We start from the raw sequence: 19,846 nt of genomic DNA, 5'->3' as shown, positions 1-19,846 counted from the left end.
CGGGGCCGCCGGCCGCCCACGCGCCGGCGGCCCCGCCACGTCCGCGGCGGCGCGCCGCTCCGGCCGGCCCGCCGGTCAGGCCTTGCGCGCCACGCCGCCGTACACGTCCGTCTTCTCCGGCGAGGTGCCCGGCTCCGGCCGCCACAGCGGACAGGACACGATCCCGGGCTCCAGCAGCTCCAGGCCCTCGTAGTAGCGCGCGATCTGCTCGGGGCTGCGCAGCACGTAGGGCACCGCGCCGGTGTCGTCGTAGCCCTGCTGGGCATCCTGCAGCGCCTGGTCGGTGTCGGTGCTGTCGTAGTGCACGAAGTAGCTGCCGGAGGGCAGCTCGTCCTGCAGGCGCCGCACGATCGCGCGGGCCTCGTCGTAGTCCTGGATGTGCCCCAGGATGCCCATGAGCATCAGCGCCACCGGCTGGGTGAAGTCCAGGGTCTTCCGGGCCGCCTCGATGATCTTCTCGGGATCGTGCAGGTCGGCGTCGATGTAGTCGGTGACGCCCTCGGGCGTGCTGGTGAGCAGGGCCTGGGCGTGCCGCAGCACCAGCGGGTCGTTGTCGACGTAGACGATCTTGGACTCCGGGGCCAGCCGCTGCGCGACCTGGTGGGTGTTGTCGTACGTCGGCAGGCCGGTGCCGATGTCCAGGAACTGGCGGATGCCGCACTCCCCGGCCACGAAGGTCACCGTGCGGATGAGGTACGCGCGGGAGGCGCGGGCCATGTCCTCGATGTTCGGGGCGATCTCGCGGTAGGCGTCCCCGGCCTCGCGGTCGACCTCGTAGTTGTCCTNGTAGGCGTCCCCGGCCTCGCGGTCGACCTCGTAGTTGTCCTTGCCGCCCATCCAGTAGTTCCAGATCCGGGCCGAGTGCGGCACCGTGGTGTCGATCTTCGCCAGCGCCTGCTGGTCGGGTGTGGACGAGGCATCTGACATGCGCATACTCCTGACGTACGGTCGCGTTCGCCGTGCTCGTGGGCCACTAACCTACCGTCAGCGACCCGTGTTCTCCTCGCGGTTGGCGCGTGAGGAGACAGGCGCGCGGATGCGCGGGAAGCGTGCGCCGCCCACCTGGTCGCCGCGCGGGCGCGAGGGACCCTGGCGCGCGGCCGCCCGGCGCGTCGGCGCCGGGGCCGGCGCCAGGCACACCGTCTCCGGCAGCCGCGGCGGCTCCTCGCCCAGCGTCCACACCGGGACGTGGTGGGCGAGGGTGCGCAGGGCCCGCTCGTACGCGCCGGCGGCGGCCTCGGCCTCCTGCGGGTCCGGCGCCCGGCCGCCGCGCGCGGCGAGCCGCTCCCGCAGCACCGCCGCGGGCGCGGTCAGGTGGACGAAAGCGCCGTCCCGGGCGGCCACCGCCTCGGCGAAGTCGAACGCCTCGATCCACGTCAGCCGCGACCGCCCGCGCCGCAGCGGCCCGTACACCAGCTCGCCGAGGAACCCGCTGTCCAGCGCCAGCCGCCCGGGCTGCGCCAGCAGTTCGTGGTAGGGCCGGACCGGGTCCAGGTGCGGCAGGTCCCGCGGCGGGCGCCGCAGGGTGAACCCGTGCTGGCGCGCCAGCCGGGCCAGCAGGCCGCTCCTGGCCACCCCGTCACAGGCCTCGACGACCAGGGTGCGGTACCTGGCCAGTGCCTGCGGGGAACTCGTCCGCCGGACCCCGTCGCCGGGGCGGCCGGCCTGGCCGGCCCCGCGCGGGTCCTCGCGCATCTGCTGTCCTTCCGCGACGAATCCCGCGCTGCCACGACGATCCCGCGACGGGCGGGCGCCGCCCGCCGCGGGACCTACAGTGTGCGGTGCGCCGGCGCACGGGGGGAGTGCGGAAGGAGGTTGTTCGGTTGTGCGCGCGTAGTGGTTCGCCGGTGCACCCCGGGGTACGCACCAGAGGCACACGGGGGGCGCACTCAGCTGATCAGGAAGTCCGCGCCGCCCGCCTTCGCGGCCTCCAGGAAAGAGGCGACCTCCGGACGCGTGTAGACCAGGGCCGGGCCGTGCGGGTCGGTGGACTGGCGGAAGGCCACCCGGCCGTCCGGCAGCTTCTTGACCTCCACGCACGTGCCGCCGTTGGTCCCGCTCCACGGCTTCTCCCACCCGTCCGCGCCCAGGTCGGTGGCCGGCATGCCGCTGTATATGGGACCGGTCATGTCAGGAACTCCTTACGTGCTTCTTCCAGGATCGCCCTGGTCTCGCTGATCGGCGCGGCCTGGACGGCCATCCGGTCGAGGACTTCGAGGTAGGAGACGACGGCGGCGGGCTGGTCGGCGTAGACCGCGCCGGTGAGCGTCTCGGCGTAGACGATGTCGGGCAGCTCGGAGAACCCGAACCGGAAGTAGTGGAACGGCCCGAAGGCGCCCGGGTGCGGCCCCGCCGCGAAGGGGATGACCTGCAGCCGCACCTTCGGCAGCGTGTCCAGCGCGTCGAGCAGGTGGTCGAGCTGGCGGCGCATCACCTGCGGCCCGCCGACCGGGCGGCGCAGCACCGTCTCGTCCAGCAGCGTCCACACCGCGGGCGAGTCGGGCTTGGACAGCAGGTCCTGCCGCCTGACGCGCAGTTCGACGCGGCGGCGCAGCTCCTCGGACGCGTCGTTGGGGAAGCCCACCCGCAGCAGCGCGCGGGCGTAGTCCGGCGTCTGCAGCAGTCCCGGCACGTAGTGCGGCTCGTACGCGCGGATGACCGTGGCCTCGCTCTCCAGGCTCACGTAGGCGCTGAACCACTCCGGCAGGACGTCGCGGAACTGGTGCCACCAGCCGGGCTGGTTGGCCTCCCGGGCCAGATCGAGGAACTCCTCGCACTCGGAGTCCGCGACGCCGTAGTGCCGCAGCAGCTCGCGCACGTACGGGACCTTGAGCCCGACCTCGGCCTTCTCCATCCGGCGCACCGTCAGCGCGGTGACCTCGATGGCCTGCGCCGCCTCCTCGAACGAGACGCCCGCCGCCTCACGCAGCTGCCGCAAACGCCTGCCGAGGACCATGCGCAAAACGGTCGGTGCGGCGCTCGATGCCCGTGCCTCGCTCACGCCCTGCCTCCCACCGGACGACTGTCACAGCGTCGAAGTGTGCCATGCCGCTGTCGACAGATACAGAGCGATGGGATCGGTTTGAAATTATCAGAACGAAGCTTGCGGGTTGCGTGTGTCGGCGTCCATAGTAGGCGAGTGACCCATCTCACCTTCCGCGGTGGAGGCTCCCAACCTCCCTTTAGCACATCTCCGTTGAGGTGTCCCGGCGGTCGGCCGGCACCCGTTTCCGGGGACGGCGTCCGGCGCCATCGCGCCGCGTCGCCCCACCGGTGGCGCGGGCCGCGGCGTGACGACGGGACGGCGACCCCGCGGGGCGCGAGTGTCAGGTGGTCACGATGACGAACGGACAAGCAAGGAGCGGGCGCGATGGTTCACGCGGCGCCAACAGCGCACTGGCGGCTGCCCTCAAGGAGGCCGGCTGCTCGTACGCCTCACTCGCCCACCGGGTCAACGAACTGGGCCGGCGGCAGGGACTGGAATCCAACTACGACAAGGCGTCCGTCACCCGCTGGCTGCACGGGGGACAGCCACGCGGGACGACGCCCGAGCTCATCGCCGCGGTGCTCTCGCAGCGGCTCAGCCGGCCGGTGGCGCCCGCCGACCTCGGCTTCGTCGCCGACCGGCAGCGCCCCGTGGCCGCGCGAGCGCTGGTCTACAGCGACGACGTAAGCGAGACCTTGCACACGCTCGCGGAGCTAGGCTCCACCGACATATCCCGCCGCAGCATGCTCGGCTCGGTCCCCTTCGTCGCCGGCGCGCTGATGAACCCCCAGCGCGAGTGGCTGCTGTGGCTGGTGGAGAACCAGGAGGCCGGCCGGCTGGAGCCGGTCTCCGGCGCCGGCCGCGTGGAGCAGGTGCACGCGGCGATCACCATGTTCGACGAGATGGACAACCGCTTCGGCGGCGGCCAGGTGCGCGCCAGCATCGTGCTGTACCTGTCCACCGAGGTCATCCCCATGCTCCAGCAGCGCGGCACCGGGCAGCAGGAGCGGCGGCAGCTGTTCACCGCGGCCGCCAAGCTGGCCGCCACGGCCGGCTGGAGCAGCTACGACAACGCCGAGTACGGCCTGGCCCAGCGCTACATGACGCAGGCTCTGCGGCTGTGCGCCGAGGGCGGCGACCGGGTCCTGGGCGGCCAGATCCTGGCCGGCCTGTCCCACCTGGCCACCAACCTCGGCCAGCCGCAGGCGGGCGTGGAGCTGGCCCGGGTCGGCATCGCCACGGCCCGGCACTCGGGCAGCCCCCTGGGGCTGATGCGCCTGCACGCCATGGCCGCCCGCGGCCACGCGGCCCTGAACGACGCGGCGGGCACCACCGCCGCGCTGCGCGCCGCCGACGCCGAACTGGCCAAGAGCCAGGGCGCGGACCAGGAATCCCCCTGGGTGCGCTACCTGGACCACCACTACCTGCAGGCCGAGGCCGCTTTGTGCTTCCGGGACCTCGGCAACGCGGCGGCGGCCGAGCGCGCGGCCGGCGAGTCGGTGCGCAACAACGCCGACCGGCGCCGCCGGCAGGCCATCAGCCGGTCCGTGCTGGCCACCGCGTACCTCCAGCAGGACCGGCTCGACGAGGCGATGGGCACCGCCGAGGAGGCGCTGGACACGCTCAGCGGCGTGCACAGCGAGCGCTCGGTGCAGGCGCTGCGGGACTTCCGCAGACGGCTGGTGCCCTGTCGCGACGAGCCCGTGGTGCGCCGCTTCGAGCAGCGGTCCCGGCCGGTGCTCGGCATGGCGGTGTGACCGCCTGAAAGCCCGCCGGCCCCGAGCTTTGGCCTCTGCCTCGGGGCCGGCGCAGGGCCCCGGCCCGCCCGGACCGACCAGCCAGCCGGTCCGGGCGGGCGGGAGCCGCCTCCCGTCCGCCGCGCGGACCCGTCCCGCCGCCCCGGGCGCTTCCGCCTGCCCTGCCGCCCGCGTCCCGCGCGGCGGGCGCCTACCCCGCTGCCCGTCCGGCCGCCGGGTCAGTAGCCCTCGGCCGACGGGGCGTTCTGGGCCCGGTCCACCGGCAGGTGCGCGCCGGAGATGCCGCTGGACGCGTCCGACAGCAGGAACACCACCACGCGGGCCACCTCCTGCGGCGCCACCAGCTCTCCCCGCGGGACCTCGGCCGCGAAGCGCGCGAACGCCTCGGGCGACTCCCGGCGCATACGGTCCCAGCGCTTGCCCGGGATCAGCATGGAGCCGGGCGAGACGGCGTTCACCCGGATGCCGTCCGCGCCCAGCTCGCGGGCCAGGGACGCCGCGAGGTGGATCTGGGCGGCCTTCGCCGCCCCGTACTGCGCCTGCGGCCCCGGCTTCCAGCCGGAGATCGACGCGATGACCACCACCGACCCGCCGCCCGCCGCGCGCAGGTGCGGCACGGCGGCCCGCACCAGCCGCACGGTGTGCCCGACGTTCAGCTCCCAGGTCGCGGCCCAGTCCCGGGCGTCCGCGCGCTCCAGGTCGCCGCCGCGGGCGCCGCCGGCGCAGGCCACCACCCCGTCCAGTCCGCCGAAACGTATCCCCGCCGCGTCCGCGAACTCCTCCAGGCGGTCCGGCCCGGTCACGTCGAGCGCGCGTGTGAACACCGGCCCGTGCCCCTGCGCCGCCACCGACGCCGCCAGCCGCTCCAGGCCGTCCGTCGTCCGCGCGCAGGTGGCCACCCGCGCGCCCTCGGCGGCCAGCAGCCGCACGATCTGCTCGCCCAGTCCCCGGGTGCCCCCGGTGACCAGCACCCGCTTGCCGTTCACCCCGGACCGTCCCGCCGCGCCGGGGGTCTCCCGGCCGCGGTCCTCACTCCCGCTTGTCACGTCCGGACCGTACAGCCCGAACCACTACGCCCGTACAACCGGACAACCCCAATGCCCTCTCGCCCGCCGGACGGCCCAACCGTTTGTCTACATGAGCGGCGACTGACGCATGCCCGCTGCCTGTCGAAGGAGGACCATGTCGGTATCCAGCGCGCACCGCCACCGGGCCGTCTCCCTCGGCGGCGGCCGGCGCGAGCGGATCGGCCACCAGGCGCTGATCATCCGCTACCCGCACCAGTGCCGCGCGGTCAGCCGACGGAAAGCGCTTACCCGTTCGTCAGCTCCTCAACCACCCGGCCGGCCGGCACCCCGCCGCCGACCGGGGTTCGCCGCGGCGGGCCGCTTCCGGCCGGCCGCCACGGCCGCCGCTGCCGGACGATGACGAGGAAGTCCCCGATGCCCCCAACCTCCCGGCGCGTGGCCGCCGCACCCCGACCGTGCCGGTTAGCGGACCACGGCCGCCCTCCCCGCCCGACGCCAGCGGGGAGAGCGCGATGATCTCAGTGGAGTCCCGCCGCGCGGTGCGGACCGGGTTCCCCGCTCGCCCCGACCGCGCCGCGGCCGTCCGCCGGATGGTCACCGGCTGGCTCACCGCCTGGCAGCTCGACCACGTCGCGGAGGTCGCCACCCTCGCCGCGAACGAGCTGTTCGCCAACGCCGTCGAGCACGGCAGCGCGGGCCCGGAGGACACCGTCGTGGTGTCCGTGGAGGCGAACGAGCGCGAGGTGCGGGTGGAGGTCATCGACTCCTCACCCGCCCGCCCCGCGCCGCGCAGGGCCGGCGAGAGCGAGGAGTCCGGGCGCGGTCTGGCGATCGTGGACACCCTGGCCGCCGCCTGGGGCACCGAGCAGCCCGCGCCGGGCGGCACGGGCAAGAAGGTGTGGTTCACCCTGCGGCTGGAGGAGGAGCGGTGACCGGCGCCCGGGGCGCGGCGGGCACCGCGGAGGGGCGACCGGGCGCGCGGGGCTTCGACGCGGCCGAGTGGCTCCTGGCGGCCAGCGACGAGCCGGGCGAGGTGCGGCTGCGGTGGGCCAGCGGCGACGGCCTGGCCGACCTGCCGGTCGGCCGCGCCTTCGACCTGGTGCGGATGACCGACGACCTCGGCACGGCGGTGATCCAGGCGCTGCACCGGCGGGACGCGGCCGTCGGCCCGGTGATGCTGGCCACCGCCAGCCACGTGGTGTCCTTCCTGGTGCCGCCCGGCGCCGCGGACCAGTGGCGGCGGTGGCTCGCGGGCACGCCGTACGAGCGGCGGCGCACCGTCGCGGCGGCCGGACCCGGCCGCGTCCTGCGCTGCCCGCGGCCCGGCACGGTGCGCGCGGGCCACGTGTGGCTGGTGCAGCCGGCCGGGCGGCTCACCGACAGCTCGGCGCTGCGCGCCGCCCTGCGCGACAGCGCCGACCCCGCCGGTCCGGCCGCCGGCTACCCGCTGTCCGAGGCGCCCTCGCGCTGACCGTCCGGCCCGGCGGCCGCCGCGGCCGGGCCCGCCAGCGGGAAGCCCAGCGCCCGCGCGGCGTCCTCCGGGGTGGGCTGCGCCCAGCGGGTCGCCACGTCCTGCGCCGAGGAGAACGAGCGGGTCTCGGCCAGGTCCAGGTAGAGCGTGCCCGCCAGGTGGTCCGTCTCGTGCTGCACGATCCGCGCGGGCCACCCGGCGAACTCCTCGTCCAGCTCCCGGCCCCGCTCGTCCAGTCCGCGCAGCCGCACCCGCTCGTACCGGCCGACCACCGCCTGCCAGCCCGGCACGCTCAGGCAGCCCTCGAAGAACGCCGCCCGCCGCCCGCCCACCGGCTCGTACGACGGGTTGACCAGCACCCGGAAGGGCTGCGGCACCCGGCCCCGGGCCGCCCGCACCGGCTCCGGCACCTCCGCCGGGTCCTCGATGACCGCGATCCGCAGCGGGACGCCCACCTGCGGTGCGGCCAGACCCACCCCCGGGGCGGCGTGCATGGTCTCCCGCATCGCCCGCGCCAGGCGCGCCAGGCGCTCGTCGCCCAGCTGCCCGTCGTACGGGACGGCCGGCTGCCGCAGCACCGGGGCGCCCGCGAGGACGAGCGGGAGCGGGCGGGGGCCGTCGAGGAGTCCGTCGACGAGTCCTTCGAGGGCCTGGGTCGGCATAGTCGGCATGGGGACAGGGTCGCAAGAGCGATCACCGCGGGACAACAGCGATCAACGGCGGGACGGCGCGGCCGGGCCGCCGCGGCGGCGCGGGCGGGCGCGTGTCGCGCGGCCGCGCGCGGTTACCCGGACGGTCACCGAGTTCTCTGCCTCCGACAGGGGTGGGTCGTCATGCGCTACGACGTTCTGACAGGCCAGGTCCAGGCCCGCGCCCGGCTGCCCGACCGGCAGTCCGCCGAGCGGGCCGTGCGCGCCACGCTGGAGACGCTCGCCGAGCGGGTCCCGGACGGGGTGGCGGACCATGTGGCGGCGCAGCTGCCGGTCGAGGCGGGCGAGGCCCTGCGCCGCGTCACCGCGTCCCACGAGGGTTCGCCGCAGGCGCGGGCCTACCGGCGCGAGCACGGCGAGCGGTTCGGGCTCACCGGCTTCGCCGGGCGCGTCGCCTGGCGCACGGGCACCTCGGAGGAGGGCGCGCTGCGCGAGGCGGCCGCCGTGTTCGAGGTGCTGGACTCGGCGGTGAGCCCGGAGCTGATGCGGAAGGTGTACGCGGTGCTGCCGGACGACATCCGGGAGCTGCTGCCCCCGGGCCGGGCCCTGTCCCAGGAGGGGGCGCAGGGGCGGCGGGGGCTGCCTAGGCCGGGGCCGTCGGAGGGGCTTGCGGACCAGGGCCGCGTCGGGCGCGGGCACCGGCGCGGCCCGAGGCTGACGCGCCCGCCGCGCCCGGGCCCGGCCGCCGCGGCCGCGGGTGTGAGGAAACCCACGCCAGGAGTCAAGTCCCCCGGCACGCTCCGGGTTTGACGGCCGCGGGGCGCCGCGGCGGGAGCCGGGCGGCGCGACCGCGGCCGGGCGTCTGTGACGATGAGACGGCGCCGCCGCTTCCGCCGGCCGGCCGGCTCCGCGAGCGGGGCCTTCTCTCGTGTCCCCGAGCCCCCACCCGTGCCCGTGCCTTCTGCCTGCTCCGGCGTGCTGTCGCGCGCCCTCGCGACGACATCCGCCCCAGCGCCCCGCGTTCCCGGGCCGCGCGCCCGCTCCCGCCGTCCCGCACCGCCCGCTCCCGCCGCCGCGGCCGGGCCGGCGGAGGCGGCCGAGCCCGATCCGCCCGGACCGCCCGGCCCGGGACGCCCCGACCGGTCCCCCTGGCGGTGCCTGCGCCACCGCGGCATGCGGTGGTGGTCCGTGGCCAACCTGGTCTCCGGCGCCGGGACGTGGATGCAGCTGACCGTGCAGAACCTCCTGGTGCTGCACCTCACCGGCTCCGCCGCCGCCACCGGCCTGTCGCTGTCGGTACAGGCCGCGCCCGGGCTGCTGCTGGGCCTGGCGGGCGGCGCCGCCGTGGACGCCTGGCCGCGCAAGCTCACCGCCGCGGTGAGCCAGGCCGTGCTGGGGGCCGTGGCCTTCGCCACCGCCGCCCTGGTGGCGTGCGACCTGCTCACCATGCCGCTGCTCATGGTGCTGGCCGCGGTGACCGGCCTGGTCGCCACCGTCGACGCCCCGGCCTGCGCGCTGCTGGGCAACGACCTGGTGCCCGTCGGGGACGTGCCGTCCGCGATCGCCCTGGGCTCCGTGGTCAGCAGCGTGGGCCGGCTCGGCGGCGTGGCGCTGGCCGGTGTGGCCGTGGGCTGGTTCGGCACCGCCGCCGCGTACGCCGCCAACGGCCTGTCCTTCCTGTTCGTCGCCGCGGTCATCCCCTTCCTGCGGCCGCGCCGCGACGCACCCCCCGAGGCGCCTCACGGCCCGCCCGGCCCCGGGCCCGGGCGGCGGCGCCCGGGCCCGGGGGCCGGAACCGCCCGCGAGGGCCTGGCCTTCTTCCTGGGCCGGCCCCGGCTGGTGGCCCTGACCGCCGTCACCGCGGTGAGCGCCGTGTTCGGCCGCAACTACGGCCTCACCCTCGCCGTCCTGGTCACCGGCCCGCTGGCCGGCGGCCCGGGGCAGTTCGGCACCGTCTCCACCGTGCTCGCGGCCGGCGGCATCGCGGGCGCGGTGCTCGCCGGGCGGCTGCAACGGCCGTCCGTACGGCTCGTCGCGGCCCTGGCCGCCACCGGCGCGCTGCTCCAGGCCGGGGCCGGTCTGGCGCCCGGCGTGTGGTGGCTGGTGCTGCTGGTGGCCCCCATGGCCGTGGTGGAGTCGGTCTCCGACACCGCGGGCACCACGGTGCTCCAGACCGACCCGCCGCCGCACCTGCGCGGCCGGGTGCTGGGCGTGTGGCGCAGCGCGAGCACCGCGTGGGGCCTGGCGGGCCCGCCGCTGCTCGGCCTGCTGATGCAGGTGGCGGGCGCGCGCGGCGCGCTGGTCGCCGGGGGCCTGGTCATCGCGGGCACCATCGGCGCGGGCGCGCTGCACCACGCCCGCCGCGCCGCCCGCCCGGCGCCCGCGGCCGTACCCGCCCCGGCGCCTCACCCCGCCCCGGTCGGCGGGCCCGCCCCGGCGCCCGAACTGTCGGCCGTCTGACGCGGTTCCGCGCGGTCCCCGGCCCCGTCGGGAACCGCGCGGGCCGCGGCGGATCCACCGGCCCGGGAACGGCAAAGACAAGGATTGTCCTGATTGGTCCCTGTGGCGTGGGGTACTGGGGACGACGCCGCCCGTGCCTGTCCGGGCCGGCGGCGGCCATACCCGCGACCGCCCCCGCCACGCCGGGGGACCTTGCGAAAGGGGACCTTGCCATGCCCGACATCAGCCCTATCGACGCGCAGAAGGCCCTGAAGGGCGCCGGCTACCCGGCCACCAAGGACGATCTGGTCAAGCTGGCCAAGCAGAACAAGGCGGATAAAAAGGTGGTCGACACCATAGCCCACCTCAGGCGCGACCGCTTCGACGGCCCCAACGACGTCGAGAAGGACCTCTTCGGCTCCGGTTCGTGAGCCCGCCGCACCCGGATCCACGGCACCGAAGGGAGACTTCATGCCCGACGCGTCCACCCCCCGCTTCCGGCACGCCGTCGTCACCGGCGGCGCCGGTTTTCTGGGCTCCCACCTGTGCACCACGCTGCTCGCCGAGGGCACGGCCGTCACCTGCGTCGACGACTTCTGCACGGGCCAGGCCGGAAACGTGGCCCACCTCACGGGGCACCCCGCCTTCGCGCTGCTGCCCGCCGACGTCACCGAACCGTTCGACGCGCCCGGGGGGCCGGGCGCGGCCGGGCCGCCCGACCTGGTCCTGCACTTCGCGTCCCCGGCCTCGCCCGCCGACTACCTGCGGCTGCCGATGCACACGCTGGAGACCGGCAGCCTGGGCACCCGCAACGCCCTGGCCCTCGCCCGCCGCCACGGCGCCCGGTTCGTCCTGGCGTCCACCTCCGAGGCGTACGGCGACCCCCAGCAGCACCCGCAGAGCGAGACCTACTGGGGCAACGTCAACCCGGTCGGCCCGCGCAGCGTCTACGACGAGGCCAAGCGCTTCGGGGAGGCCCTGACCACCGCCGAGGCGGGCGCGCACGGCACGGACACCGGCATCGTGCGGCTGTTCAACACCTACGGGCCCCGGATGCGCGGCCACGACGGGCGCGCCGTGCCCACCTTCGTCCGCCAGGCGCTGGCGGACGAGCCGCTGACCGTCACCGGCGACGGCCGGCAGACCCGGTCCCTGGCCTACGTGGACGACACCGTGCGCGGCATCCTCGCCATGGCGGCCTCCGACCTGCGCGGCCCGGTGAACATCGGCAACCCGGCCGAGATCACCATGCTCGACCTCGCCCGAAAGATCATCGCCCTGGCGGGCTCCGGCTCCGCCGTGCGCTTCGTCGAACGCCCCACGGACGACCCGGCGGTGCGCTGCCCGGACATCACCCTGGCCTGCGGCAAGCTCCAGTGGGAGCCGTGCGTCGACGCGGACGAGGGACTGGCCCGCACCATCCACTGGTTCCGCGAGCACGCCGCGGCCTGAACCGGCCCGGCCGGCCGCGCCGGGCCGACGCCCGCTCACGCCGGGGCCGACGCCCGGCCGCGCCGCCGGCCCGGCCCCGGCGGGCCCGTGCACCGCACCCCTTTTCCGGACCACCGCGGCCGACGGGCCGCCGAAAGGCGTACACCCATGCGTGTCCTTGGCATCAACGCTCTCTTCCACGACCCGGCCGCCGCGCTCGTCATCGACGGGCGCACCGTCGCCGCCGCGGAGGAGGAGCGGTTCTCCCGGCGCAAGCACGGCAAGCGGCCGGTGCCCTTCTCCGCCTGGGAGATGCCGGAGAAGTCCGCCGCCTGGTGCCTGGCCCAGGCCGGCCTGCGCCCCCAGGACCTGGACGCCGTCGCCTACTCCTTCGACCCCTCCCTGGCCCGGCCCACCGCCGCGATGGGGCTGGAGGACCCGTGGGACCACCTGCGGCTGGCGTACGCGCGCGAGGCGCCCGGGTTCCTGGCCGACGCGCTGCCCGGACTCGACCCCGACCTGGTGCGCTTCGTGCCCCACCACATGGCGCACGCCGCCTCCGGCGCGCTCGCCGCGCCGGACGCGCGGACCTGCTCCGCGCTGGTCCTCGACGGCCGCGGCGAGGCCACCTCCCACCTCGCCGCCCGGCGGGTGGGCGACCGCCTGGAGCCGCTGCACGGGCAGGAGCTGCCGCACTCGCTCGGCCTGGTCTACGAGGAGCTGACCGAGCACCTGGGCTTCCTGCGCTCCAGCGACGAGTACAAGGTCATGGCCCTGGCCTCCTACGGCACCCCGCGCATGCTGGGCGAGCTGCGCCGTCACGTCCACGCCACCGGCGACGGCGGCTTCCGGGCGGCCGGCGTGCCCTGGGCGGAGCTGTGCGCCCCGCTGCCGCCGGGCCAGGCGTGGTCGCAGGAGCACGCCGACCTCGCCGCCAGCGCCCAGGCGGTGCTGGAGGAGACCCTGCTGGACCTGGTGCGCTGGCTGCACGGCCGCACCCACGACCGGCTGCTGACCATGGCCGGGGGAGTGGCGCTGAACTGCGTGGCCAACTCGCGGATCGCCCGCGAGGGCCCCTTCGACCGCGTGTGGGTGCAGCCCGCGGCCGGCGACGCGGGCACCGCGCTGGGCGGGGCGCTGCTGCTGGCGGCCGGGGCCGGCGAGCCGGTCGCGCCCATGCCCGGCGCCGCCCTCGGGCGCCGCTGGTCGGACGCGGAGCTGGAGGCGTGGCTGAAGACGGCCGCCGTACCGTACGAGAAGCCCGCCGACCTGGCCGGGACGGTGGCGCGGGCGCTGGCCGACGACGCGGTCGTCGCCTGGTTCCAGGGCGGGAGCGAGTACGGCCCGCGGGCCCTGGGGCACCGGTCGCTGCTGGCCCACCCCGGCCGGTCGGGCAACCTGGAGCGGCTGAACGACGTCAAGGGCCGCGAGCAGTTCCGGCCGGTCGCGCCGATGGTGCTCGCCGACCGGGCCGCCGAGATCTTCCACGGCCCGCTGCCGAGCCCGTACATGCTCTTCGTGCACGACGTGGCCCCCGAGTGGCGCGAGCGCGTCCCGGCCGTGGTGCACGTGGACGGCACCGCCCGCATCCAGACCGTCGACCCGGCCGACGAGCCGCTGCTCGCGCGCATGCTGGGCGCCTTCGAGCACCTGACCGGCCTGCCGGTGGTGGTCAACACCAGCCTCAACACGGCCGGGCGGCCCATGGTCGACGACCCGCGCGACGCGCTGGAGTGCTTCGGCTCGGCGCCGGTGGACCTGCTGGCCATCGGCCCGTTCGTGGTCCGGCGCGGCGCGTTCTTCGCGGGCGGGCAGCCGGACGCGGCGACCGGCGGCGCGGCCGGGACGTACGCGGCCGCGGGCCCCGGCGGGACCAGGGGCCCTGACGGCCCCGGCGGTGCGGACCGAGCGGACGGAGGACTGCGATGAGCGACCGACACCTGGTCAACGGCTTCGACCTGCGCGACGGCGTCGCGCCGGAACCGGTGAACGGCCGGGAGCCGGCCGCCGGCCCGGCGTACGCCGTGGTCATCCCCACCCTCGGACGGCCCACCCTCGCCGCCGTGCTGCGCGCCCTGGACGAGGCCGGCGAGCCGAGTCCGCGCCGCATCGTCCTGGTGGACGACCGGCCGCCGCAGGACTGCGCCCCGCTGCCCGTGGAGATCCCCCCGGCGCTGCACGCGATCACCGAGGTCGTCCCCGGCGGCGCGGCCGGGCCCGCCGCCGCCCGCAACACCGGGTGGCGGGTCGCGCCCGAGCCGTGGATCGCCTTCCTGGACGACGACGTCATACCCGGCCCCGGCTGGGCGGCCCGGCTCGCCGCCGACCTCGCGGCGGCGCAGCCCCGTACGGCCGGGGTGCAGGGCGTCATCAGCGTGCCGCTGCCGCAGGACCGCAGGCCCACCGACTGGGAGCGCTGCACGGCGGGCCTGGCCGGCGCCCGCTGGATCACCGCGGACATGGCCTACCGGCGCGCGGCGCTGGAGGCCGTCGGCGGCTTCGACGAGCGCTTCCCGCGCGCCTTCCGCGAGGACTCCGACCTGGCGCTGCGGGTCCTGGCGGCCGGCTGGACGCTGGCCCGCGGCACCCGCCGCACCACCCACCCGGTGCGGCCCGCCGACCGATGGGTGTCGGTGCGGACCCAGGCGGGCAACGCGGACGACGCGCTGATGCGCCGCGTCCACGGCCGCGGCTGGTGGGCCCGGGCCGGCGCGCCCCGCGGCCGGCTGCCCCGGCACCTGGCGGTCACCGGGGCCGCCGCGGCCGCCCTGGCGTGTGCGGCGGCCCGCAGGCCGCGGGCCGCGGCCGCGTGCGCGGCGCTGTGGCTGGCGGGCACCGCCGAGTTCGCCGCCACCCGCATCCTGCCCGGGCCGCGCACCCGCGAGGAGATCACCACCATGGCGGTCAGCAGCGCCGTCATCCCCCCGGTGGCCACCGCCCACTGGCTGGCCGGCCTGGCGCGCCACCGCCGGGCGGCGGCCGAGACCGGCGACGGGGCGGCGGAGCGGGAGTGAACGCCCCGGACCGGCCGCCCGGCCGGGCCGCCCCGCCGCGGCGGGCCGCCCGGCAGTCGATGTCTCCACGTCACCGAGCGTCACGTTTGGTCGTCTGCGGCGCGGATACTCGGTGCGGCGTGCCAACACCACCCGTCCCAGCAGCATCATCCGCCGAGGCGGCGCGGCCGTGGCTGTTCCCCGCCGCCGCACCGCGCCCGCGGCGGACCGCCCGCGCCGGGCACGCCCCCGGCGGGCTCGCCGCCGTGCTGTTCGACCGCGACGGCACCCTCGTGAAGGACGTCCCCTACAACGGGGACCCGGCGCTGGTCGAACCCCTGCCCACCGCCCGCGCCGCGCTCGCGGCCGTACGGGCGCGGGGGCTGCCCGTCGGCGTGGTCAGCAACCAGTCCGGCGTGGCCCGCGGGCTGCTCACCCGGGAGCGGGTGGCGGCCGTGCAGCGGCGCGTGGCACACCTGCTGGGCCCGATCGACGTGTGGGCGGTGTGCCCGCACGGCCCCGAGGACGGGTGCGGCTGCCGCAAGCCCGCGCCCGGCCTGGTGTACGCGGCCTGCGCGCGGCTGGGCGTGCCCGCGCACCGTACGGCCGTCGTCGGGGACATCGGCGCGGACGTCGCGGCCGCGCGCGCGGCCGGCGCCCGCGGCGTGCTCGTGCCCACCGGGGCCACGCTGACCCGGGAGGTCGCCGACGCCGGGGAGGCGACCGTGGACCTGCTGTCGGCGGTGCGCCTCCTGCTGGGCGGCGACGCCCCGGCGGCCCCGGCCGGTCCCGGCCGGGCGGGAGGTGCCCGGTGAGCCGCCCCACGGAAGCCGCCGAAGCCCCCGAAGCCGCCGGAGCCGCCGCGGCCCGGGCGGTCGCGCAGGCCCGCGAGACCCGGCAGGCGCCGCCCGCCGCAGACTCCGGGCGCGGCCCCAGGACCCTGGTGGTACGGCTCGACAGCGCCGGCGACGTGCTGCTGGCCGGGCCCGCCGTGCGCGCCGTCGCCGCCGGCTCGTCGTACACCGCGATGCTCTGCGGCCCGCGCGGCGAGCCCGCCGCCCGGCTGCTGCCCGGCGTGGACGAGGTGCTGGTGCACGACGCCCCCTGGGTGGGCCTGGACCCGGCGCCCGTACGCCGCGCCGACACCGACGCCCTGCTCGGCGCGGTCGCCGCGCGGCGCTTCGACCGCGCGCTGGTGCTGGCCTCCTACCACCAGAGCCCGCTGCCCGCCGCGCTGCTGCTGAAGCTGGCCGGCGTGGCCTGGACCGCCGCCGACAGCGAGTACTACCCGGGCGCCCTGCTCGACCTGCGCCACCGGCGGGCGCCGCACCGGCACGAGGCCGAGGCCGCCCTCGACCTCGCCGAGGCCGCCGGGTTCGCCCTGCCGCCCGGCGACGACGGGGCGCTGCGCATCGCCACCCCGCCCGACACCACGCCCCTGACCGGCGCCGACCCGTACCTCGTGGTGCACCCGGGGGCCGCCGTGCCCGCCCGCGCGTGGAGCCCCGAGCGGGCCGCCCGGGCGGCCGCCGCGCTGGACGCCGCGGGCCACCGGGTGGTGGTCACCGGCGGGCCGGGGGAGAAGGAGCTGACCGCGGTCGTCGCGGGCGACTGGGCACTGGACCTGGGCGGGCGCACCGGACTGCCCGAACTGGCCGGCGTGCTGGCCGGCGCCGAGGCCGTCGTCACCGGCAACACCGGCCCCGCCCACCTGGCCGCCGCCACCGGCACCCCCGTGGCCTGCCTGTTCGCCCCCGTCGTACCGGCCGACCGGTGGGCTCCCTACCGGGTGCCGCACGTGCTGCTGGGCCGCCGCGACGCGCCCTGCGCCGGGACGCGCGCGCGGACCTGCCCGGTGCCCGGTCACCCGTGCCTGGACTCGCTGACCGACGCGGAGGTGACCGCCGCCGTCGCCTCCCTGCTGGCGGCGCGCGGACGGCCCGAGCGCCGCCACGCGCGGGAGGTGAGGTAGGTGAACGTCCTCATATGGCACGTCCACGGCTCGTGGACCACGGCCTTCGTGCAGGGCCCGCACACCTACCTGGTGCCGGTGCTGCCTGACCGTGGCCCCGACGGGCTGGGCCGCGCCCGCACCTACCCCTGGCCCGACTCGGTGGCCGAGGTCCCGCCCGAGCGGCTGCGGGACGCCCCCGTCGACCTGGTCGTCCTCCAGCGGCCGCACGAGGCGCGGCTGGCCGAGCGCTGGCTGGGCGGCCGCCGCCCCGGCCGCGACGTACCCGCCGTCTACGTCGAGCACAACGCGCCCGACGGCCACGTGCCCCGCACCCGCCACCCGTGCGCCGACCAGGACGACCTCGCCGGAGTCGTGCTCGTCCACGTCACCCACTTCAACCGCCTGTTCTGGGACGCCGGCCGCGCCCCCGCCACCGTGATCGAACACGGCGTCGTCGACCCCGGCCACCGCTGGACCGGCGAGCTGGACCGGGCCGCCGTCGTGGTCAACGAACCGCTCCGGCGCGGCCGCACCACCGGCACCGACCTGCTGCCCGCCCTCAGCGAGGCCGTCCCCCTCGACGTCTTCGGCATGCGGACCGCGGGCCTGGCCGCGCGCCTCGGCGTGCCCGGCGACCGGATCCGCGGCCAGGACCTGCCCCAGGACCGGCTGCACGCCGCCATGGCCCGCCGCCGCCTGTACCTGCACCCCGTGCGCTGGACCTCGCTCGGCCTGTCCCTGCTGGAGGCCATGCACCTGGGCATGCCCGTCGTCGCCCTGGCCACCACCGAGGCGGTCGAGGCGGTGCCGCCCGGCGCCGGAGTGCTGTCCACCCGCCCCGAGGCGCTGGCGCACGCCGCCCGCTCCTTCCGCCACGACCGGGCGGCCGCCGCCGCGGCCGGGGCGCGGGCCCGCCGCGCGGCACTCGACCGGTACGGACTCAAGCGCTTTCTGGACGACTGGGAGCGGCTGATGGTGGAGGTGACCCGCTGATGACCTTCTCGACGACGCGCCGGACCGGCGGCTGGACCGGCACCGGCTCCGGTGCCCTGGCCATCGCCCTGGTCTCGGAGCACGCCAGCCCCCTGGCCGCGCTCGGCGGCGTCGACGCGGGCGGGCAGAACGTCCACGTCGCCCACCTCGCGGGCGCGCTCGCCGACCGCGGCCACCGGGTCACCGTCTACACCCGCCGCGACGACCCCGCGGCGCCCGCGCGCGTGCCCCTGCGGCCGGGCGTGGAGGTGCGGCACGTCCCGGCCGGGCCGCCGCGGCCCCTGCCCAAGGACGAACTGCTGCCCTGCATGCCCGCCTTCGGCCGCTTCCTGGAGCGGGAGTGGGCCGCCGAGCCGCCCGACGTGGCCCACTCCCACTTCTGGATGTCCGGCATCGCCGCGCTCCAGGCCGCCCGCGAGACCGGCGTGCCGCTCGCCCACACCTACCACGCGCTCGGCACCGTCAAGCGCCGCCACCAGAAGGACGCCGACTCAAGCCCCCCGGACCGCGTCGCCTGGGAGACCAAGGTCGGCGAGGGCTGCGACCGCATCGTCGCCACCTGCCGGGACGAGGTGGACGAGCTGGCCGCCATGGGCCTGCTGCCGGGCCGGGCCACCGTGGTCCCCTGCGGCGTGGACGCCGCGCGCTTCACTCCGCACGGCCCGGCCGTGCCCCGCGACCCGCGCCGGCCGCTGCTCGTCCAGCTCGGCCGGCTCGTGCCGCGCAAGGGCGCCGCGCTCTCCCTCACCGCCCTGGCCCTGCTGCCCGGCGCCGACCTGGTCATCGCCGGCGGCCCGCCCGCCGGCGGACTCGACGCCGACCCGGAGGCGCGGCGGCTGCGCGCCCTCGCCCGCGACCTGCGGGTCGCCGACCGGGTGCGGTTCACCGGCGGCGTGCAGCCCGAGCGGGTCCCGGCCCTGCTGCGCGGCGCCGACCTGGTGCTGTGCCCCGCGGACTACGAGCCGTTCGGCATCGTGCCGCTGGAGGCGATGGCCTGCGGCACGCCCGTGGTCGCCACCGCCGTCGGCGGCCAGCGGGACACCGTCGCCGACCCGGGCACCGGGCGGCTGGTGCCCCCCGGCGACCCGGCGGCCCTGGCCGAGGCCGTCTCCGGGCTGCTCGCCGACCCGGCGGCGCGGGCCGCGTGCGGCGCGGCCGGCCGCCGGCGGGTGCTGTCCCGCTACGGCTGGGACCGGGTGGCCGCGGCCGCCGAGGACGTCTACCGCCAGGTGCTCGCCCGGCACCCGGCCGGCGTGCCCGGAGCCGCCTGACGGCCGCCCCGCCGCACCACCGTCCCGGGCGCCGCGCCCGGCCCGCCCAGACACCGCCCGAGACGCCCGGGAGGTACGGGACTCCCACCACCGCCCGAACCGCCGTCAGGAGGCCGACCCCCCATGACCGACACGCTCCGACTCGCGCACCAGCACTGCCAGTCCCTCCAGGACGCGCTCGCCTCCTTCCGGAACGGCGAACTCGGCCGGATCGCGGAGTGGGGACGCCACCTGGCCGCCGTCCTGCCCGTCGGCGGCCGGCTGCTGGCCGCGGGCAACGGCGGCAGCGCCGCCCAGGCCCAGCACCTGACCGCCGAACTCGTGGGCCGCTACCAGGGCGAGCGCCCCGCCTACTCCGCCATCGCCCTGCACGCCGACACCTCCAGCGTCACCGCCATCGGCAACGACTACGGCTTCGCGGAGCTGTACGCCCGGCAGGTGGCCGCGCACGGGCGGCCCGGCGACGTGCTCGTGCTGCTGTCCACCTCCGGCCGCAGCCCCAACCTGCTGGGCGCGGCGGCCACCGGGCGAGCGGCCGGCCTGCGGGTGTGGGCCATGACCGGCCCCCGTCCGAACCCGCTGGCCGAGGCCGCCGACGAGGCCCTGTGCGTACGGACCGCGAGCACCGCGACCGTGCAGGAGGCCCACCTGGTGGCACTGCACCTGCTGTGCGAGGCGTTCGACACGGAGGCGGGCCACCACCCGTCCGCCGCCCCCGCCGAGGCGGCGGCCGTACCGGTCCGCCGGAAGACCGCGTGACCGCCGCTGCCGCGTCCGCCCGGGCCGCGGGCCGGGGCCGGTTCCCGCCGGCGGGAACCGGCGTACGGCCCCGGGTCGCCGGGTCGGGCGGCCTCGGGCCCGGGCCGGGCGCTG

20 protein-coding genes are annotated in these 19,846 nt (G+C 77.3%); 14 read left to right on the top strand and 6 right to left on the bottom strand.

The window, feature by feature from the left end:
* Positions 1 to 75 precede the first annotated feature (75 nt).
* The 4 genes from RKE29_RS16190 to RKE29_RS16175 form a co-directional block, all read right to left on the bottom strand.
* A complete protein-coding gene (locus RKE29_RS16190; RefSeq protein ID WP_312006099.1) occupies positions 76 to 927 on the bottom strand; it encodes an SAM-dependent methyltransferase in 852 nt (283 codons plus the stop codon).
* 57 nt (positions 928 to 984) lie between these two features.
* Positions 985 to 1,695 carry a hypothetical protein gene (locus RKE29_RS16185; protein WP_312006098.1) on the bottom strand — a complete coding sequence of 237 codons (711 nt, stop codon included), beginning with the start codon at positions 1,693 to 1,695 and terminating at the stop codon, positions 985 to 987.
* A 194-nt stretch (positions 1,696 to 1,889) separates the two neighbouring features.
* On the bottom strand, positions 1,890 to 2,129 hold the full coding sequence (locus tag RKE29_RS16180; protein ID WP_312006097.1) for a DUF397 domain-containing protein: 240 nt from the start codon (positions 2,127 to 2,129) through the stop codon (positions 1,890 to 1,892).
* The gene (locus tag RKE29_RS16175; RefSeq protein WP_312006096.1) at positions 2,126 to 2,956 is read right to left on the bottom strand and encodes a helix-turn-helix transcriptional regulator; all 831 of its coding nucleotides are present in this window, start codon (positions 2,954 to 2,956) and stop codon (positions 2,126 to 2,128) included. The genes RKE29_RS16180 and RKE29_RS16175 overlap by 4 nt, the downstream gene beginning before the upstream one ends.
* A 383-nt stretch (positions 2,957 to 3,339) precedes the next feature.
* Here RKE29_RS16175 and RKE29_RS16170 point away from each other — a divergent pair, with 383 nt between their 5' ends.
* Positions 3,340 to 4,743, top strand: a complete 1,404-nt coding sequence (locus RKE29_RS16170) for a hypothetical protein (RefSeq protein WP_312006095.1) — start codon at positions 3,340 to 3,342, stop codon at positions 4,741 to 4,743.
* A 218-nt stretch (positions 4,744 to 4,961) separates the two neighbouring features.
* Here RKE29_RS16170 and RKE29_RS16165 read toward each other — a convergent pair whose 3' ends face one another.
* Positions 4,962 to 5,789 carry an SDR family oxidoreductase gene (locus RKE29_RS16165; RefSeq protein WP_312006094.1) on the bottom strand — a complete coding sequence of 276 codons (828 nt, stop codon included), beginning with the start codon at positions 5,787 to 5,789 and terminating at the stop codon, positions 4,962 to 4,964.
* A gap of 494 nt (positions 5,790 to 6,283) precedes the next feature.
* On the opposite strand from RKE29_RS16165, the gene RKE29_RS16160 reads away from it, so the two are divergent.
* The gene (locus tag RKE29_RS16160) at positions 6,284 to 6,703 is read left to right on the top strand and encodes an ATP-binding protein (protein ID WP_312006093.1); all 420 of its coding nucleotides are present in this window, start codon (positions 6,284 to 6,286) and stop codon (positions 6,701 to 6,703) included.
* A complete protein-coding gene (locus tag RKE29_RS16155; protein ID WP_312006092.1) occupies positions 6,700 to 7,242 on the top strand; it encodes a hypothetical protein in 543 nt (180 codons plus the stop codon). The genes RKE29_RS16160 and RKE29_RS16155 overlap by 4 nt, the downstream gene beginning before the upstream one ends.
* On the opposite strand, the gene RKE29_RS16150 is transcribed toward RKE29_RS16155, so the two are convergent.
* Positions 7,212 to 7,904: a peptide deformylase gene (locus tag RKE29_RS16150; protein WP_312006101.1), complete on the bottom strand. Its 693-nt coding sequence runs from the start codon at positions 7,902 to 7,904 to the stop codon at positions 7,212 to 7,214. The two genes, RKE29_RS16155 and RKE29_RS16150, sit on opposite strands and share 31 nt — an antisense overlap.
* Before the next feature lie 171 nt (positions 7,905 to 8,075).
* Between RKE29_RS16150 and RKE29_RS16145 the strand changes: the two genes are divergently transcribed.
* The 11 genes from RKE29_RS16145 (at position 8,076) to RKE29_RS16095 (ending at position 19,732) form a co-directional block, all read left to right on the top strand.
* Positions 8,076 to 8,702, top strand: coding sequence for a DUF2267 domain-containing protein (locus RKE29_RS16145; RefSeq protein WP_312006091.1), 627 nt, complete (start codon positions 8,076 to 8,078; stop codon positions 8,700 to 8,702).
* Between the two features lie 60 nt (positions 8,703 to 8,762).
* Entirely contained in the window at positions 8,763 to 10,352 is a 1,590-nt protein-coding gene (locus RKE29_RS16140; protein ID WP_312006090.1) for an MFS transporter, read from the top strand.
* A gap of 212 nt (positions 10,353 to 10,564) precedes the next feature.
* The gene (locus tag RKE29_RS16135) at positions 10,565 to 10,762 is read left to right on the top strand and encodes a DUF2795 domain-containing protein (RefSeq protein ID WP_312006089.1); all 198 of its coding nucleotides are present in this window, start codon (positions 10,565 to 10,567) and stop codon (positions 10,760 to 10,762) included.
* Positions 10,763 to 10,802: 40 nt separating this feature from the next.
* Positions 10,803 to 11,783 (top strand): NAD-dependent epimerase/dehydratase family protein, encoded by a 981-nt coding sequence (locus RKE29_RS16130; RefSeq protein ID WP_312006088.1) that lies wholly within the window; start codon positions 10,803 to 10,805, stop codon positions 11,781 to 11,783.
* A 147-nt stretch (positions 11,784 to 11,930) separates the two neighbouring features.
* Complete coding sequence (locus tag RKE29_RS16125) at positions 11,931 to 13,691, top strand: carbamoyltransferase C-terminal domain-containing protein (protein ID WP_312006087.1); 1,761 nt, start codon at positions 11,931 to 11,933, stop codon at positions 13,689 to 13,691.
* Positions 13,688 to 14,776 carry a glycosyltransferase gene (locus RKE29_RS16120; RefSeq protein ID WP_312006086.1) on the top strand — a complete coding sequence of 363 codons (1,089 nt, stop codon included), beginning with the start codon at positions 13,688 to 13,690 and terminating at the stop codon, positions 14,774 to 14,776. The genes RKE29_RS16125 and RKE29_RS16120 overlap by 4 nt, the downstream gene beginning before the upstream one ends.
* 119 nt (positions 14,777 to 14,895) lie before the next feature.
* On the top strand, positions 14,896 to 15,570 hold the full coding sequence (locus RKE29_RS16115; RefSeq protein ID WP_312006085.1) for an HAD-IIIA family hydrolase: 675 nt from the start codon (positions 14,896 to 14,898) through the stop codon (positions 15,568 to 15,570).
* A 125-nt stretch (positions 15,571 to 15,695) separates the two neighbouring features.
* A complete protein-coding gene (locus tag RKE29_RS16110) occupies positions 15,696 to 16,727 on the top strand; it encodes a glycosyltransferase family 9 protein (protein ID WP_312006100.1) in 1,032 nt (343 codons plus the stop codon).
* On the top strand, positions 16,728 to 17,702 hold the full coding sequence (locus RKE29_RS16105; RefSeq protein WP_312006084.1) for a glycosyltransferase: 975 nt from the start codon (positions 16,728 to 16,730) through the stop codon (positions 17,700 to 17,702). It begins immediately after the preceding gene.
* The gene (locus RKE29_RS16100; RefSeq protein WP_312006083.1) at positions 17,702 to 18,973 is read left to right on the top strand and encodes a glycosyltransferase; all 1,272 of its coding nucleotides are present in this window, start codon (positions 17,702 to 17,704) and stop codon (positions 18,971 to 18,973) included. The genes RKE29_RS16105 and RKE29_RS16100 overlap by 1 nt, the downstream gene beginning before the upstream one ends.
* A gap of 123 nt (positions 18,974 to 19,096) precedes the next feature.
* Positions 19,097 to 19,732, top strand: a complete 636-nt coding sequence (locus RKE29_RS16095; RefSeq protein ID WP_312006082.1) for an SIS domain-containing protein — start codon at positions 19,097 to 19,099, stop codon at positions 19,730 to 19,732.
* The last annotated feature ends 114 nt before the right edge of the window (positions 19,733 to 19,846 follow it).

The sequence above is a fragment of the Streptomyces sp. B1866 genome (genome assembly GCF_031932565.1).
Lineage (GTDB): Bacteria > Actinomycetota > Actinomycetes > Streptomycetales > Streptomycetaceae > Streptomyces.
The sequence above is the reverse complement of the archived record's forward strand: the minus strand, read 5'-3'. Positions and strand labels throughout refer to the sequence as shown.

What these genes read in the sequence shown, in the direction of transcription:
- RKE29_RS16095 (WP_312006082.1), top strand. Translation starts at nt 19,097, where the DNA reads ATGACCGACACGCTCCGACTCGCGCACCAGCACTGCCAGTCCCTCCAG.
- RKE29_RS16185 (WP_312006098.1), bottom strand. Translation starts at nt 1,695, where the DNA reads ATGCGCGAGGACCCGCGCGGGGCCGGCCAGGCCGGCCGCCCCGGCGAC.
- RKE29_RS16180 (WP_312006097.1), bottom strand. Translation starts at nt 2,129, where the DNA reads ATGACCGGTCCCATATACAGCGGCATGCCGGCCACCGACCTGGGCGCG.
- RKE29_RS16125 (WP_312006087.1), top strand. Translation starts at nt 11,931, where the DNA reads ATGCGTGTCCTTGGCATCAACGCTCTCTTCCACGACCCGGCCGCCGCG.
- RKE29_RS16120 (WP_312006086.1), top strand. Translation starts at nt 13,688, where the DNA reads ATGAGCGACCGACACCTGGTCAACGGCTTCGACCTGCGCGACGGCGTC.
- RKE29_RS16130 (WP_312006088.1), top strand. Translation starts at nt 10,803, where the DNA reads ATGCCCGACGCGTCCACCCCCCGCTTCCGGCACGCCGTCGTCACCGGC.
- RKE29_RS16135 (WP_312006089.1), top strand. Translation starts at nt 10,565, where the DNA reads ATGCCCGACATCAGCCCTATCGACGCGCAGAAGGCCCTGAAGGGCGCC.
- RKE29_RS16175 (WP_312006096.1), bottom strand. Translation starts at nt 2,956, where the DNA reads ATGGTCCTCGGCAGGCGTTTGCGGCAGCTGCGTGAGGCGGCGGGCGTC.
- RKE29_RS16145 (WP_312006091.1), top strand. Translation starts at nt 8,076, where the DNA reads ATGCGCTACGACGTTCTGACAGGCCAGGTCCAGGCCCGCGCCCGGCTG.
- RKE29_RS16140 (WP_312006090.1), top strand. Translation starts at nt 8,763, where the DNA reads ATGAGACGGCGCCGCCGCTTCCGCCGGCCGGCCGGCTCCGCGAGCGGG.
- RKE29_RS16170 (WP_312006095.1), top strand. Translation starts at nt 3,340, where the DNA reads ATGACGAACGGACAAGCAAGGAGCGGGCGCGATGGTTCACGCGGCGCC.
- RKE29_RS16100 (WP_312006083.1), top strand. Translation starts at nt 17,702, where the DNA reads ATGACCTTCTCGACGACGCGCCGGACCGGCGGCTGGACCGGCACCGGC.
- RKE29_RS16160 (WP_312006093.1), top strand. Translation starts at nt 6,284, where the DNA reads ATGATCTCAGTGGAGTCCCGCCGCGCGGTGCGGACCGGGTTCCCCGCT.
- RKE29_RS16150 (WP_312006101.1), bottom strand. Translation starts at nt 7,904, where the DNA reads ATGCCGACCCAGGCCCTCGAAGGACTCGTCGACGGACTCCTCGACGGC.